13 protein-coding genes are annotated in these 13,557 nt (G+C 60.3%); 8 read left to right on the top strand and 5 right to left on the bottom strand.

Features of this window, described 5'->3' with window-relative positions:
• Positions 1 to 18 precede the first annotated feature (18 nt).
• Positions 19 to 651 (top strand): hypothetical protein, encoded by a 633-nt coding sequence (locus SH292x_RS13765; protein WP_442481586.1) that lies wholly within the window; start codon positions 19 to 21, stop codon positions 649 to 651.
• Between the two features lie 8 nt (positions 652 to 659).
• On the opposite strand, the gene SH292x_RS13760 is transcribed toward SH292x_RS13765, so the two are convergent.
• From SH292x_RS13760 to SH292x_RS13745, 4 genes are all read right to left on the bottom strand, one after another.
• A complete protein-coding gene (locus tag SH292x_RS13760) occupies positions 660 to 2,339 on the bottom strand; it encodes a DUF7453 family protein (protein WP_442481585.1) in 1,680 nt (559 codons plus the stop codon).
• Between the two features lie 190 nt (positions 2,340 to 2,529).
• Positions 2,530 to 2,781 (bottom strand): hypothetical protein, encoded by a 252-nt coding sequence (locus SH292x_RS13755; protein ID WP_442481584.1) that lies wholly within the window; start codon positions 2,779 to 2,781, stop codon positions 2,530 to 2,532.
• A 303-nt stretch (positions 2,782 to 3,084) separates the two neighbouring features.
• The gene (locus SH292x_RS13750) at positions 3,085 to 3,756 is read right to left on the bottom strand and encodes an HAD family hydrolase (protein ID WP_442481583.1); all 672 of its coding nucleotides are present in this window, start codon (positions 3,754 to 3,756) and stop codon (positions 3,085 to 3,087) included.
• Between the two features lie 33 nt (positions 3,757 to 3,789).
• Entirely contained in the window at positions 3,790 to 5,400 is a 1,611-nt protein-coding gene (locus SH292x_RS13745; RefSeq protein WP_442481582.1) for a DUF6798 domain-containing protein, read from the bottom strand.
• Between the two features lie 293 nt (positions 5,401 to 5,693).
• Between SH292x_RS13745 and SH292x_RS13740 the strand changes: the two genes are divergently transcribed.
• A complete protein-coding gene (locus SH292x_RS13740; RefSeq protein ID WP_442481581.1) occupies positions 5,694 to 6,014 on the top strand; it encodes a hypothetical protein in 321 nt (106 codons plus the stop codon).
• Positions 6,015 to 6,125: 111 nt separating this feature from the next.
• Here SH292x_RS13740 and xylB read toward each other — a convergent pair whose 3' ends face one another.
• On the bottom strand, positions 6,126 to 7,652 hold the full coding sequence (xylB, locus tag SH292x_RS13735; protein WP_442481580.1) for a xylulokinase: 1,527 nt from the start codon (positions 7,650 to 7,652) through the stop codon (positions 6,126 to 6,128).
• A 224-nt stretch (positions 7,653 to 7,876) separates the two neighbouring features.
• Here xylB and SH292x_RS13730 point away from each other — a divergent pair, with 224 nt between their 5' ends.
• The 6 genes from SH292x_RS13730 (at position 7,877) to SH292x_RS13705 (ending at position 13,538) form a co-directional block, all read left to right on the top strand.
• Entirely contained in the window at positions 7,877 to 9,121 is a 1,245-nt protein-coding gene (locus SH292x_RS13730) for a beta-ketoacyl-[acyl-carrier-protein] synthase family protein (RefSeq protein ID WP_442481579.1), read from the top strand.
• 175 nt (positions 9,122 to 9,296) lie between these two features.
• Positions 9,297 to 9,557, top strand: a complete 261-nt coding sequence (locus SH292x_RS13725; protein WP_442481578.1) for an acyl carrier protein — start codon at positions 9,297 to 9,299, stop codon at positions 9,555 to 9,557.
• A gap of 76 nt (positions 9,558 to 9,633) precedes the next feature.
• Complete coding sequence (locus tag SH292x_RS13720) at positions 9,634 to 11,031, top strand: phytoene desaturase family protein (protein WP_442481577.1); 1,398 nt, start codon at positions 9,634 to 9,636, stop codon at positions 11,029 to 11,031.
• 150 nt (positions 11,032 to 11,181) lie between these two features.
• On the top strand, positions 11,182 to 11,778 hold the full coding sequence (locus SH292x_RS13715; RefSeq protein WP_442481576.1) for a hypothetical protein: 597 nt from the start codon (positions 11,182 to 11,184) through the stop codon (positions 11,776 to 11,778).
• A 103-nt stretch (positions 11,779 to 11,881) separates the two neighbouring features.
• A complete protein-coding gene (locus SH292x_RS13710; protein WP_442481575.1) occupies positions 11,882 to 12,100 on the top strand; it encodes a hypothetical protein in 219 nt (72 codons plus the stop codon).
• 88 nt (positions 12,101 to 12,188) lie between these two features.
• Positions 12,189 to 13,538 (top strand): hypothetical protein, encoded by a 1,350-nt coding sequence (locus SH292x_RS13705; RefSeq protein ID WP_442481574.1) that lies wholly within the window; start codon positions 12,189 to 12,191, stop codon positions 13,536 to 13,538.
• Positions 13,539 to 13,557: the final 19 nt, after the last annotated feature.

Below are 13,557 nucleotides of genomic sequence, written 5' to 3'. Positions count from 1 at the left end.
CGCCTAGATTGAGCATCGATGGGAAAGAAACCACCGAAGTCGACAGACACTTCTAACAAACCTCGCCGCTGGTTCGGCGAGGGACACGCCGCGCTAATCGCTGCGGTGCTGGGAGTCCTATCTGCAGTCATTTCGGTCGCGGGTCCGATCGTTTGGGATTACTACAAGTCCGAACCAAAACTTCCCATCAAGGGCTACGTTGCAGACGGAGATGTTTTTCATCAGCAACCGATAGGAAATCAGTTTCAACTTGCCAACAACGCCGCGGCTGATGTTCGCACCACCCACAACCTGACGCTCGGCGTATGGACGTTGTTCGACTCGACCGACGACGAAGGGACCGAGTGGAACAACAGCACGCTGAAGTTCACCAAGCAGGTGCCGGTGGAGGGTGGCGTGGATCTCGAAGGGTTCTTCGAGTGGCGTTCGTACGATCAAACCGTGGGCATCGAGTACGTCCGAGCGCACTTCGACACGCGGACGCACCAACTGTTCATCGAAGGCCAACGCACCGAGCCAGCCGATCGCCTGGCAGTGGGTTCGTTCGCCGCGGAAGTCACGCCCGACGGCCGGCAGCTTCTCAAAGGCACCTGGGGCAGCACGCCCGGCAACCTAGCCAGCGTGCCGGGTGTCTGGAACGCGCGGCGGTAATGTGGCGTCTATCGCGTTCGTCGTGCTCTGCGATGGACACCAATGGCTGTGATGCCAAGCAGCAAGATCGCGACGGTTGCTGGTTCGGGAATCGCTACGGCGTTGGAAACGAAGATGCCGCGGGTGCCATCGGTGAAGCGAGCGCGAAATGCGAGTTGGCCGTTGTCGTTGAAACCGGAGCCAGAGGCGGTGCCACCCCCTCCGCCTGCGTGGAAGGACAGGGTCGAAATAGTACGAAAGTCGGCTGGCTCGCCGACATCGCTAACGTCCAGCATGTCGCCCTCGCGCACGATGAGCTGCAAGTTGCCATGGCGATCGGTGGCCCAGATGCCCGAGTTCCGGTTGGACGGCGTAGCGGAGAGTTCTGCGTGGAACGCCACTTGGCCGGCATTGTTGATGGCGGCGGCGGTGCTCCGAAGGAACTGAAATCCTGCGCCGGCTTCAGTTCCTGGTGCTTGTTCGCGAATCCTTGCTACCGACACAATTCCCATCCCAGGACGATCGAGAAAGAGTCCACCTTCGTCGGGGGTAGATCCCGGCACATCGAGATAGGCGAGGAATAGCAGATCCCCAGCCTCATTAAGGTTGATAACACTGTCAATGCCAGCGAAAGTGGTGCCAGGCTCACTCCCCGGAGCGACTTCGCCTCCTCGGGCTACCCAGCTGAGGTGCCCTTCGGAAGCGCGAAGAATTCCTCGAGTGGACGGCGGGCCGTCGATACTAACCAACGAGGCGATGTCACCCCTGGCGTTCATCACGGGACGAAAAATACTAGAGACGGTGGCGCCGTCGATCTGAGTTCCGACCAGGACTACTGGCGACAGCATTCCGTCGGCGTGGCTTCGGACAATCGCGTTGGTTGTTTGGAATTGCGTGTTATTGTCCGCGCGCGGAACCAAGCTCGCCGCAAAAACAACGTTGCCATTCGAAGCGGAGCTGACCGCGTTGATGCTCATCGTGGTGACCTCCAGCAGCGATGATTGCGGTGGGTCGTCGCGGGTGGGGCCGGTCGTCGTAGACACCGTCACCACGTCGTCGAGTACCGCAATCTGTCCCGATTGTTCTTGCAAGATGCGGGTCGCAAAGGTACCAGGAGTGGTCGGATAGGCGGCGAAGGTAACTCTTCCCTGCTCATCCAAAGACGGCTGATGGTTAGGTAGAAAGCGAAAATGCGCGGATTCGCCGCCCCAGATCGGAGGCAAAAATTCTTGGTTTTCGCGGAACACCAAACGAGCGACTCCATCACGGTCCACCACAAAAAACGCTTCATTATTGACGCCGCTTACGTCCGGGCCCTGCACTGCCGACGTGAACTGAATGTCCCCTCGGTCATTCATGTGCATCTGACTGAAGGTTCCGTAGCTGAACCCTGCACCCAGTCCCGGTGGTTGATCGCTGGGCGCGGCTATGCGTTCGACAAAGCCCAGTTGCCGCTCGGCATAAAGGCCTGGCGACGATACGTCCACCACGGCGGTCGTAGTGAAAAATGCGCCGAGATCCTCTCCCGCCAGGAGCCGCGGCGGCAGGTTTGCCACCCAAAATGATGTGCGACCTTCGGCATCGATCTGCGGATCGGTGATTGTCCGTGTTGTGAGTGCCACGGCGCGAATGGCGTCGCCACTGGCCGCGGTACTGAAAGAGAGTGCTGCTAAGACGACGGAACTCAGAATGCAGCGCGAAAGTGACATGACCGTAACTTCCCCAGTCAGGCGCAACTAAGTCTGCGCACACGGGGAAGGGCAAGCCAACGCCAATCGCGACGAGCTACCCCCTAGCGCAAACCAAAGAAGTGTTGCCTAGTGGTAGCACTGTCGGCCTGAAATGTCAAACATTTCGGCACTAGTAGAAATCAGCGAGCGAGCGAGAACGCGGTGCGTTCTACTCCGCCACTTCAGCTTCTGTCGGCATCGGGGCCAAATCGCCGCCGTACGCTTCGTCGTACACCTGCTCGCTGGCGTAGCCGCCCGAGAGGATCGAACCCGCGCGTCCGGCACCGCAGGCGGTGCAGCCCTGGCACTGGCAGTTGTCAACCGGCGGAGTGTAGTCGTAGGGACTCTGGCAGCTGCGGCAGCCGGTGGCCAATGGCATGCTGCCGAGCATCAACAGAGCGGATAGTACGAGGCGTTTCATCCGACGAGTCCCCACGCAGTGGCAGAAAAGTTTGCTTCCTCGGATTTATCGGCAAGCTGGGCGAAGGAACTTGGGCGAATTCGTGCGTGCTGGCATGTGGATTATTTAGCCACGGATGGGCACGGATGTGCACGGATGAAGAAACAACCGCCAAACGTCTCTGAGGAAAGAGTTCCCTTGAGAAAACATCGGTAAAACGAGAGCCGAAGACTTCTACTTCAAGGTACTTCAGTAGTCCTCCTTCAAATTGATCTAGATCCGTGTTTCATCCGTGTGCATCCGTGGCTAAAAAGCTTCTTGAACCTACCCCGCTAGCACCGCGCGAATGCGTGGGTCTGCTAGCGAATCGGCGATGAACTTCGCACCCGTGAAATCGTGATCGGCGCTGTGGGGGCTCGGTACGGCCACCGTGTACGCGCCGGCGGTGACGCCCGCTTTGCAGCCGTTGTGGCTGTCTTCGAGCACCAGGCACTCGCTGGTCGCCAGGCCTAGTCGCGCGGCGGCGAGCTGGTAGATCTCGGGGTGCGGCTTGCCATGCGTGATGTCGCCGGCGGTCAGCAAAAACTCGAAGTGTTCGTGCAGGTCCACGCGCGAGAGCAACTCCTCGGCGTAATGCCTCGCGCCGCTGGTAGCGATCGCTTTGCGAAGTCCACGCTCGTCGATGTAGGCGAGCAGTTCGTGCAGCCCCGGCATGGTGGTGAGGCGCTCTTCGACGTATTCCCAGAAGGTTTGTTCGGACTCGGCAGCCAAGTCGTCGAGCGTGTCGGTCAGCGCGTGCCACTTGATCATCACGGCGAGCGCCGCCGCGGCAGGCTGCCCCATCATCGCGCCGCGAAGGTCGTCGTCGAACGTCTTGCCGCGACGCCGCATCAGTTCGGTGCCAACGAGTTGATAGACGTCCTCGGTGTTGACCATCAGACCATCGAGGTCAAACACAACGGCACGGATCGGCGTTTCGGGCGTGGGGTGGTTCATGAGGGCCATTCTCGGGCAGTGGTCGATAAGCGGCTAGGGTTCGTCTTTGGGGATTTCATAAACGACGTAAGTCGCGTTGTCGTACGCAACCGGCAGACTAAGAGGCGAACTGTGCGTGGTGAGCACGTAGTCGATGCCGTACTTGTCGGCGAGTTCGAGGACGCGTGGCGTGCCGAGTTCGCCAACGCCTCCGACCCATGGCTGCGTCGCATCGCCACCGGGTTTGAATACTTCGTAGAGTCGGCGACGCCATTCGACCAGCCCTTCGGCGTTCTGTGGTACGTCTTTGTAGGTGACCACCTCGCCCCGCTCGGCGTGCCATTTGAACGAACTTCCCCCGCGCGGCGTAAGGAACATGGCGTCGGTAGGCGTTTCGGTGCGGACCCACTGGCAGATGTCGAGCCAGTCGCCGACGGGCTTCGATGGCACATCCGAGTCGGCGACGGGATTCTTGACGAACGCGTAGAACCGCGTGCCAATGATGGTTCCCGAGAGCACCAGCATCAGGGCGAGCATCGCCGGTACGTAACGCTGTTTGTCCGCCATCATGTCGGCGAGCAGCCGAATCCACAGCAGCGCCATCGCCATCGGCACGGCGACATCGACCAGACGGAACCAGTAGTACCGCAGCAGCGACGCCGAAAGTGCCGGATGATTCCAGAGCGTGAACTCAATCGCGAGACCAATCATCGCCAGCACCATCGCCCCGATGGCATAGAGTGCGATACGCGTGGCGGAGTCGTCGCGAATCGATTCGTTCGCGCTGCGGAGCGTGCGAAGGCGCACGGCCAGCAACAGCGCCATGAGCATTGCGACGGTCGAGTGCCGGGTGGCTCGCTCGGCGATCCATATTGCTGGCTTGTGGAGCGGCGCGAGATGGTGTGGGAGTCGCTCGAAGACGTACACCTGGGCTGCTTCGCTCTTAAGTTCGGCGTCGATACCGGCGCTGAGCGCTAGCGCCGGGAGCACGCCCGCGAGGGAGATGGCTCCGCCAATGAGCAGTCCGGGCAGCATCGCGGCGAACGATTGCTCGCGTCGCCAACCGACGAGCCAAAGCCCCAGCAGAATCACCACCGACCAACCGCCAACCAGGGCGTGCCAGGCGCTGGCGATGCCGAAATGGATCCAGGCCCAGTTCCATTTATTGAGCAACCATGCCCGCAAACCAAGCAAAACGAAGACGTAGGCGATCGTCTTCGCCTCGAAACCTTTGACCAGCCACTCGCCGGCGAAGTTTCCTTCGGCGATCCCCGCCAGCATCAGGGCGGCTGCTAGTGCGGCAAACAACGGCCTCGGAACGACGGCCCACGAGAGCCGGCACCAGGCCCAAGCCATGAAGGCCCAGTTCACCAGTCGCCCCAGCCAGGCCAGGGTTTCGAAGTCCATCACCCGTGCGAGCGGGGCCAGCACCCACACGAATGTGGCGTGGGCTTCGGGGGATTCGAGGAACAGGTCGCCCGGGCAGTACGTGGGGTCGACCGCATGCCGAAGCCGGCAGAGGTAATGGGGTTCGTTGACGCCAGGGGGTGGCGAGGGGGCGACCAAATAAAAAACTGCGAGTACCAACAAGATGTCAGCGGCAATCCACCATTTGGGGGGACGCGCAAAATCGTCGGGAATTTTTGCAGTTGTGGCTGGCTTCATAACTTTTGCCCGAAATCTTCCAAGATTTTTGTGATCGGCACAGTGATTGCGGACATTAAGTAATAGCGAGGTTTCCTAGTCGCTCTTGATTTAATCGGTCGATAGAGACTAAAGGACGCCTTCACGAAATCCTCAAGCTCGTGAGCTAGTCTTAGGGAAGAGGACAGTAAGAACAACGGGGGCCGACTCAGCGTACAGGAGTTGGCATCCGGACGGCCACGGGGACTCGTATTGAGTTCGCGTGGTGAAACTAGTGATTCGATTGGGACCGGTGCGTCCGAAAGGTGTGAAGCGTGGCAGAGAAAGAACCGTTTGGCTACCAGAAGCCGTCACTCAACGACAAAGAACTAGCTGAGAAGCTCGACCGCGTGGACGAGCTCGTAAGCTTGCTGCTCGACGACGAACTCGTCGATCAAAACGTCACTGAGCTTGAAGCTTTGCTGCTCGATAGCCAAGAGGCTCGCACTCAGTACGTCGGCATGATCCAACTGCACACCGACTTGATCGAGTATTACAACCCTCGCTCGATGGTGGGCGCTAATTCGCCCGTCCTGGCGAACCTCACTTCGACGGTTGACGTGGTACCTCCCACGACTCGCCCCACGGTTGAGTAGGGGCTGAGTTGATTAGCCGTTTTGGCGCTAGCCACGGTTCCTCTGAGTCGAATGCAACCGCGGCTAGCGCCGAAGCGGCTAAGATAATGGCCACCCAAAGTCTATCGCATCTCAACTGTTCGCAATCTTGCGGAAGTCGCCCTTCAGCGAGTCGTACAGCCCGCGGTAGATCGGCAAGCCCCGATCGTACACTTTGCGTGCGGCTGCGCTAGGTTTCGACTCTTCGGCCGTGTTCACCGCGTGCTTGGTTGCCTCGACGATGTCCTTGTACTCGCCTGCGCCCACGGCTGCTAGCAGTGCAACACCCATCGCAGGGCCTTCGTCGCTCGCCATCGCCGCGACGCGCTTGCCAAACATGTCGGCTTGTAGTTGCCGCCAGAAGGGACTCTTCGCGCCGCCACCGGTAGTGCGGACTTGCTTGGTCACCACGCCGAGCGATTCGACAATTTCTAAGCAGTCGCGAAGCGAGTAAGTCACTCCTTCGAGCACCGCTCGCACCAAGTGTCCACGCCGATGCGAGAGCGTGAGACCCACGAACGCACCACGCGCGAGCGGGTCTGCGTGAGGCGTGCGTTCGCCCGAGAGATACGGCAGAAAATACAGTCCCTCGGCGCCCGCGGGTGTCTGGGCCGCCTCGGCGGTGAGTTGTTCGAACAGGTTGCGTTTGCTCTTCTTCGCGAGCAGGGCGTCGGTCTGGCACAGTGCGTCGGCGAACCAACCAAACGAACCGGCGGCCGACAGCGTCACGCCCATCATGTGCCACTTGCCCCGCACCGCGTGGCAGAATGTGTGGAGGCGTCCTTCGGGATCGACTTGCGGTTCGTCGCTGTGAACGAACACCACGCCCGACGTGCCGAGCGAGGTCGAGACCACGCCACTCTTCACGATTCCATTGCCAATCGCACCCGCCGCGCAGTCGCCCGCTCCACCGACCACCACGCATTCGGTGGAGAGCCCCAGCAGCTTGGCGACTTCGGGCGTCAGCTTGCCAGTGACGTCCTCTGATTCGAAAGTAGGTGCGAGCAAGCTCGCGTCGAGTTCTAGTTTGTCGAGCAGCGTCTTCGACCAAGTCCGGCGCTTTACGTCCAAGAGCAACATGCCACTGGCGTCGCTTACGTCCGTGGCGAACTCGCCCGTGAGTCGCCTGCGGATTTCGTCCTTGGGGAGCAGCACCTTTGCGGTCCGCTCGAAGTTCTTCGGCTCGTTATTTCGAAGCCAAAGGATCTTCGGTGCGGTGAATCCGGTGAGTGCCGGATTGGCGACCATCTGCACCAGTTTCTTCCGCCCCCCGGCGCGGCGTTCGATTTCTTCGCACTCGGCCGCCGTGCGCTGGTCGTTCCACAACAGGGCAGGGCGGACGACTTTGTCGTTCTTGTCCAGGAACACCGACCCGTGCATCTGGCCCGACAGCCCGATCGCCTTGACGTCCGAGGGCTTCAGCTTGGCCTGCTTGACGACCTGGCGGATGGTGTCGGTGGTCGCTCGCCACCAGTCGTCGGGGTTCTGTTCGCTCCACAGCGGCTTCGGGTGATGGCAGGGATAGGTGGCGCTGGCCTGGGCCAACAGCTCGCCTCCCGGGCGGATTGCGATGGTCTTGGTGCCGGAGGTCCCGATGTCAACGCCGAGGTAAACGCTCATGCTGGCCGGTTCTCGAAACGGGATTTTGATGGTCGCTGGACGAGCAGGAACGCGAGTGCTTTGTCGCCAACCCTACAATTCAACGCTGACAAAGCACTAGTTATCCACCATTTTCGGGCAACTGCAAGCGGCTCGGGATTCTTGCCAGTGCCGGGGTAAAAGGTTATTTTCGTAGATTCGCCTCAACCCGCCCCCCACGACCATCGTTTGACGATCCCTCGCGCATGAGCAGCCCGGTGCCCGACAACCAGCGGATCGTCATCACCGGCGTCGGTTTGACGGCCCCCAATGGCAACACGCTGGCCGAATATCGCGCCGCCCTGCTGAGCGGCAAGAGCGGCGTCCAGCCGTACGAAATCCGCTACGTGGGGAAGACGCTCGCCGGCGTCTGCAACTTCGACGAGCTCAAGTACCAGAATCGCCGCAATGTCCGCCGCGGTACTCGCGCGGGGAGCATCGGCATCTACTGCGCCAACGAGGCAATCGCCGACTCGGGCATCGACTGGGCGAACGTCGATCGCCAGCGCGTCGGCGTGTACGTCGGCGTGACCGAGCATGGCAACGTCGAGACCGAAAACGAAATCTACGAGATCAAGCAGTACGACTACGACACCAGCGTCTGGTCGCACCACCACAACCCGCGCACCGTGGCCAACAACCCGGCGGGCGAGATCACGCTCAACATGGGCATCACCGGCCCGCACTACACGGTCGGCGCGGCGTGCGCTGCCGGCAACGCGGGCCTGATCCAGGGTGCCCAGCAACTGCTGCTCGGCGAGTGCGACGTGGCGATTGGTGGCGGTGTGAGCGAGAGCATCCACACCTTTGGCATCTTCGCCGGTTTTGCGAGCCAAGGTGCCCTCGCTACGCACGACGATCCCACCAAGGCGTCGCGACCGTTCGATCGCGATCGCAACGGCATCGTGGTCAGCGAAGGTGGCTGCTTGTTCGTGATTGAGCGTTACTCGGACGCCTCGAAGCGCGGGGCGAAGATCTATGGCGAGCTCGTCGGCTACGCGATGAATAGCGACGCCAGCGACTTCGTGCTCCCCAATCCCATCGAGCAAGCCCGCTGCATGCGAATGGCCCTTCAGCGTGCAAAGCTGAATGCCGGCGACATCGGTATCGTGAACACCCACGCCACGTCCACCACCAGCGGCGACATCCAAGAGTGCGCGGCGGTTCGCGACGTGTTCGGCGGCGCGGAGTCCACTCTGATCAACAACACCAAGAGTTTCATCGGCCACGCGATGGGTGCCGCGGGCTCGCTAGAGCTTGCCGGCAACCTCCCGGCATTTGACGACGGCGTCTGCCACCCTACCATCAACGTAGACAACCTCGACCCCGAGTGCGCCCTGGACGGCCTGGTGATCGGCGAACCTCGCCAGACCAAGGGAATTGACACCATCCTCAACAACTCCTTCGGCATGCTCGGCATCAACTCCGCCGTGATCATCAAGAAGGTATAAGCAAACCTCGGCGAGCGGGGCCCGTAAGGGCCGTGGTCCCACCGATACTAAGTGAGTAAGTGAGTAAGTGAGTACGATCGAGCGAACTAACCTGTTACCTACTAACTTACTCACCTACTCACAGCCTAAGGTAAATATCCTCCATCGAAATAAACTTTGCCCCTGAGGCTATGAAATGACCCGATCTGAAATTCGCGAAGAAGTACTCGACATCCTGACCGACATCGCCCCCGACGAGGACCTGTCGAACCTCGACGACTCGCAGAGCTTCCGCGAGCAGATGGAACTCGACTCGATGGACTTCCTGGACATCGTCATGGAGCTTCGCAAGCGCCATCGCATCCAGATCCCCGAAGACGACTACGTCAACCTGGCCAGCATGGACAGCACCGTGACGTATCTCGAGCCGCTGATGAAGGACATTCAGAAGGTCTAAATGACCAAGGCAGAATGACCAAGGTCCAAGTTTCGGAATGTTGGTCATTGGTCATTCGAAATTGGTCATTCACCTTATGTACGACACCATCATCATTGGCGCGGGGATGAGCGGGTTGGCGGCGGGCATTCGCCTCGCGCACTTCGGCCAGCGAGTCGCCATTCTCGAACGCCACTACACGATCGGCGGGCTCAACTCGTTCTACCGCCTGCGCGGCCGCAACTACGACGTCGGCCTCCACGCCCTGACGAACATCACGCCCAAGGGAACCAAGCGGGGTCCGCTCGCGAGATTGCTTCGGCAATTGCGCTTCTCGTGGGACGATTTCGACATCTCGCCGCAGAATGGTTCGCAAATCGCCTTCCCCCAGGCGCGGCTGTCGTTCTCGAACGATTTTGAATTACTTCGTAGCGAGGTCGCCCGGGTGTTCCCCGCTCAGGCCGATCGGTTCGACAAGATGGTCAGCCAAATCGTCGACTACGACGACCTGACGGACGAGCACCAGCAGCTTTCGGCCCGCCAGGTGTTGTCCGAGTACCTGACCGAGCCACTGCTGGTCGAGATGCTCTTCTGCCCGCTGATGTTCTATGGCAGCGCCCGCGAGCACGACATGGACTGGGGGCAGTTCTGCATCATGTTCCGCAGTATTTTCCTCGAAGGCCTCGGCCGGCCCTACGCGGGGGTGCGGTTGATCCTCAAGTTGTTGGTGAAGAAGTACCGCGCACTGGGTGGTGAGCTCAAGCTCCGCGCGGGCGTCAAGCGAATCGTCACCGATGCCACGAGCGATGGAACGCATCACGTGGTGGGCGTCGAGCTCGAAGGGGGCGAGGTTCTCGAGACCCGCCGCGTGCTCAGCTCTGCCGGCTGGTGCGAGACGATGCGTCTCTGCGACGATGGCCAGCCGGTGGTGTCGCGGGCGAGCGGTCAGCTTAGTTTTTGCGAAGCGATCGCGACGCTCGATGTCCCTCCGTCGCACTTCGATTACCACCAGACCATCACGTTCTTCAACGACTCGCCGCAGTTTCATTGGAAGAAGCCGACGGAGCAAATGTGCGACGTCCGCAGCGGCGTCATCTGCTCGCCCGACAATTTTGACTACGACCGCCCCCTCGCCGACGAGGGAACCATGCGCGTGACGGTCCTCGCCGATCAGGACCAATGGCTACCGCTCGGAGACGAGGAGTACCAAGTCGCCAAGCACCGCTGGTGGGATCGCATCATGGCCTCCGCCGTGCGGTTCGTCCCCGACTTCCGCTCGCGCATCATCGAAACCGACATGTTCACCCCCGGCACCATCGTCCGCTACACGGGCCACGACAACGGTGCGGTCTACGGTGCCCCCGACAAACAACTGAACGGCACGACGCACCTCGACAACCTCTTTATCTGCGGCACCGACCAAGGCTTCGTCGGCATCGTCGGCTCGATCATCAGCGGCATTTCGATGGCGAACATGCACTGCCTGAGGGAGTGAGGGGGTGGGCGGTGAGCAGGAAAATAGCCGAAGACCTACGTGTCGTCGGACCGCGCTAGTACCCCTTTCCCGCTAGTTGCAAGTCGGGAAAAGCGCTGCCATGCTACGTGCATGATCAAGTCAATTCCACGGTTCTCCATCCGAACCCTAATGCTGGCCACCTTGCTGCTGGCAATGGCACTCTCCATCGGTTTGCTTCTCTGGGAACTGATTCCACTGCGAGCGGAAGTGCAACGGCTTCGCAACGAAGCAGGTTACCTGACGGTGGACGACCCAAGCAAGCTTCAGGCAATTCGGCTTGATTCCGATAGTCCACTCGTCTGGCGATGGAAGGTGTGGATTCCAAAGGGAACGGGTACTGTTTTTGCGAACGCAATGATCGGCGACATCCCGGCATCAGGCGATTTTGTAAGGATGAGTGGAGGAGCGGGGATTGCACGCGAGCGGGACCAGGAGACAGTGGTCACAGTAAAGGTCTATCAAGATCTGCATCTAGATTGGACTCTTAGCTGCGAGATTGGAGGCGCCCAAATCCGACGTACTCTTACGGCGGAGGAAGTCGCGGCAATACGGGACAAAAGGGGCTATTCTAGAGAGGGAGTCGGCAACACCACGCAAGCCGGCGACGATGGCAAATACTTCATCCTGTTACGCGAACGCTTTGCGGCGCCAGGGGCAGGGTTTGTGGATTTTGGCGATCAAGATTCAGCGGGAAAAGGAATGCTCGTTTGGCTGCAGGCTAAATAGCAACTCTAGGGGCCGCTGACAGGTTCCGACGCAGAGTATTCGATTCCGTGAGGTCAGTGAGGTACAATAAAGTATCCCATTCGACCGCCCTCAGGAACCCACTATGGAATCCGACGACCTCCAAAAACTGATCGCCGATTGCCCGCTACTCATCCGCATGAATGATGGCCGGGAGTATCGCGTGGAGAAGTCGGAGTTCATCACGGTGGGTGACTACACGACTTCTGTACTCATCAACGACGATGGGGTAATGCGGCATGTCGTGCTCTCGCTAATGAACATCGCCGCGGTGGTGCCGAGCGTCGCTAGTTCTAGTCACTAGCTTACTGGGGCTGCGATTGTCGCATTCCATCGCCCACCCTGCTACACTACCTCTCAAGTCCCCATCCCCTTTCGGAGCCTTGAGAGCCATGCTGCAATTGGTGCGTGTCGTTGCGTTCTGCGTCGTCGTGTCAGGAGCCGTTTCCGCGAAATCGGCGGAGTACGCAGTCGTCGTTTCTAAGGAAACGCTCGCCGATGCCGGATGGAAGCAAGTGGTCGACACGCTGGTCGATAAGCACAACGCCGAGATTGTTACATTCGATGGCGGTCTCGATGAAGCAAAGGCCAAGCTCCAAGCCGACCATCCCCGCTTCACCTGCTTCGTCGCCACGCCGGCCGAGGCCACGCGCGAGTTCGTCGCCGCGGTGCACCAGCTCACTCGCGAGTACGACGACGATCCTTATACCGACACTCGCTGGGGAATCCTCACTGGTTACGACGCGGCGAACGCCCTGGCGATTGCCAAGACCAGCGAGCCGCTGGTGATTCACAAAGTGGCGGCTGGCACCGAGGTCGCGCTCGAAATGTGCGAGGAAGGGCAGTGCTTCGACGAACTCGTGCAAGGCAAGCTCGTAGTGAAGGACAAAGGAGGCGAGGCGAAGCTCACCGAAGGTCCCGCCGACTCCACCAAGGCGCTCGTCGACACGCTGAATGAATACCAGCCCGACCTATTTGTCACCTCAGGCCACGCGACCGAGCGCGACTGGATGATTGGTTTTCGCTACAAGAATGGTTTCTTCAAATCGAAGGCCGGCCAGATGCGGGGTGCGGACACCACCGGCGGCGTGCATCAGGTCGATTCGCCCAACGTGAAAGTTTATCTGCCGATCGGCAACTGCCTGATGGGCAACATCGACGGCCCCGACGCGATGGCCCTGGCGTGGATGAACGACGCCGGCGTCCGCCAGATGATTGGCTACACCGTGCCGACCTGGTTTGGCTACGCGGGTTGGGGATGCCTCGATTATTTCGTCGAACAACCGGGCCGGTACACGTTCACCGAAGCGTTCCTCGCCAACCACCACGCGCTCATCCACAAGCTCGAAACCTCGAGCGAAGATCGCCGCGGCCTCGAATACGACCGCGACACCCTGGCCTTCTACGGCGACCCCGCCTGGGAGGCCCGCATGGCCGAGGGCGATTGTGCCTACGATCAAGAGCTAACCGTAGAAAAATCGGACGGCGGCAACACCTACACCCTCACCATCACTCCCCGCCACGGCGCGAAGTCATTCGAGCCCGTGAACATGAACGGCTCGCAGCGCGGCTGGCGACCCATGGTGGCGTTCCTGCCCGAGCGTATCGGCAAGGCGACGATCGTCAGAGGCGCGGAACTCGAGCCGGTTATCACCGATGACTTCGTGCTGGTACCGAATCCGAAGATGGTGGAGGAGGGGAAGGCGTACAAGGTGGTGTTCGAGGCGGAGAAAGCAGAGTAGCTCTCAGTGATCGAGGAGC

Source organism: Aeoliella fuhlenseeensis, assembly GCF_052161615.1.
Lineage (GTDB): Bacteria > Planctomycetota > Planctomycetia > Pirellulales > Lacipirellulaceae > Aeoliella.
The sequence above is the reverse complement of the archived record's forward strand: the minus strand, read 5'-3'. Positions and strand labels throughout refer to the sequence as shown.

Excerpts from the sequence above, each read along its gene's own strand:
- SH292x_RS13725 (WP_442481578.1), top strand. The coding sequence starts at position 9,297 with ATGACCCGATCTGAAATTCGCGAAGAAGTACTCGACATCCTGACCGAC.
- SH292x_RS13720 (WP_442481577.1), top strand. The coding sequence starts at position 9,634 with ATGTACGACACCATCATCATTGGCGCGGGGATGAGCGGGTTGGCGGCG.
- SH292x_RS13730 (WP_442481579.1), top strand. The coding sequence starts at position 7,877 with ATGAGCAGCCCGGTGCCCGACAACCAGCGGATCGTCATCACCGGCGTC.
- SH292x_RS13715 (WP_442481576.1), top strand. The coding sequence starts at position 11,182 with ATGCTGGCCACCTTGCTGCTGGCAATGGCACTCTCCATCGGTTTGCTT.
- SH292x_RS13750 (WP_442481583.1), bottom strand. The coding sequence starts at position 3,756 with ATGAACCACCCCACGCCCGAAACGCCGATCCGTGCCGTTGTGTTTGAC.
- SH292x_RS13710 (WP_442481575.1), top strand. The coding sequence starts at position 11,882 with ATGGAATCCGACGACCTCCAAAAACTGATCGCCGATTGCCCGCTACTC.
- xylB (WP_442481580.1), bottom strand. The coding sequence starts at position 7,652 with ATGAGCGTTTACCTCGGCGTTGACATCGGGACCTCCGGCACCAAGACC.
- SH292x_RS13760 (WP_442481585.1), bottom strand. The coding sequence starts at position 2,339 with ATGTCACTTTCGCGCTGCATTCTGAGTTCCGTCGTCTTAGCAGCACTC.
- SH292x_RS13755 (WP_442481584.1), bottom strand. The coding sequence starts at position 2,781 with ATGAAACGCCTCGTACTATCCGCTCTGTTGATGCTCGGCAGCATGCCA.
- SH292x_RS13745 (WP_442481582.1), bottom strand. The coding sequence starts at position 5,400 with ATGAAGCCAGCCACAACTGCAAAAATTCCCGACGATTTTGCGCGTCCC.
- SH292x_RS13705 (WP_442481574.1), top strand. The coding sequence starts at position 12,189 with ATGCTGCAATTGGTGCGTGTCGTTGCGTTCTGCGTCGTCGTGTCAGGA.
- SH292x_RS13765 (WP_442481586.1), top strand. The coding sequence starts at position 19 with ATGGGAAAGAAACCACCGAAGTCGACAGACACTTCTAACAAACCTCGC.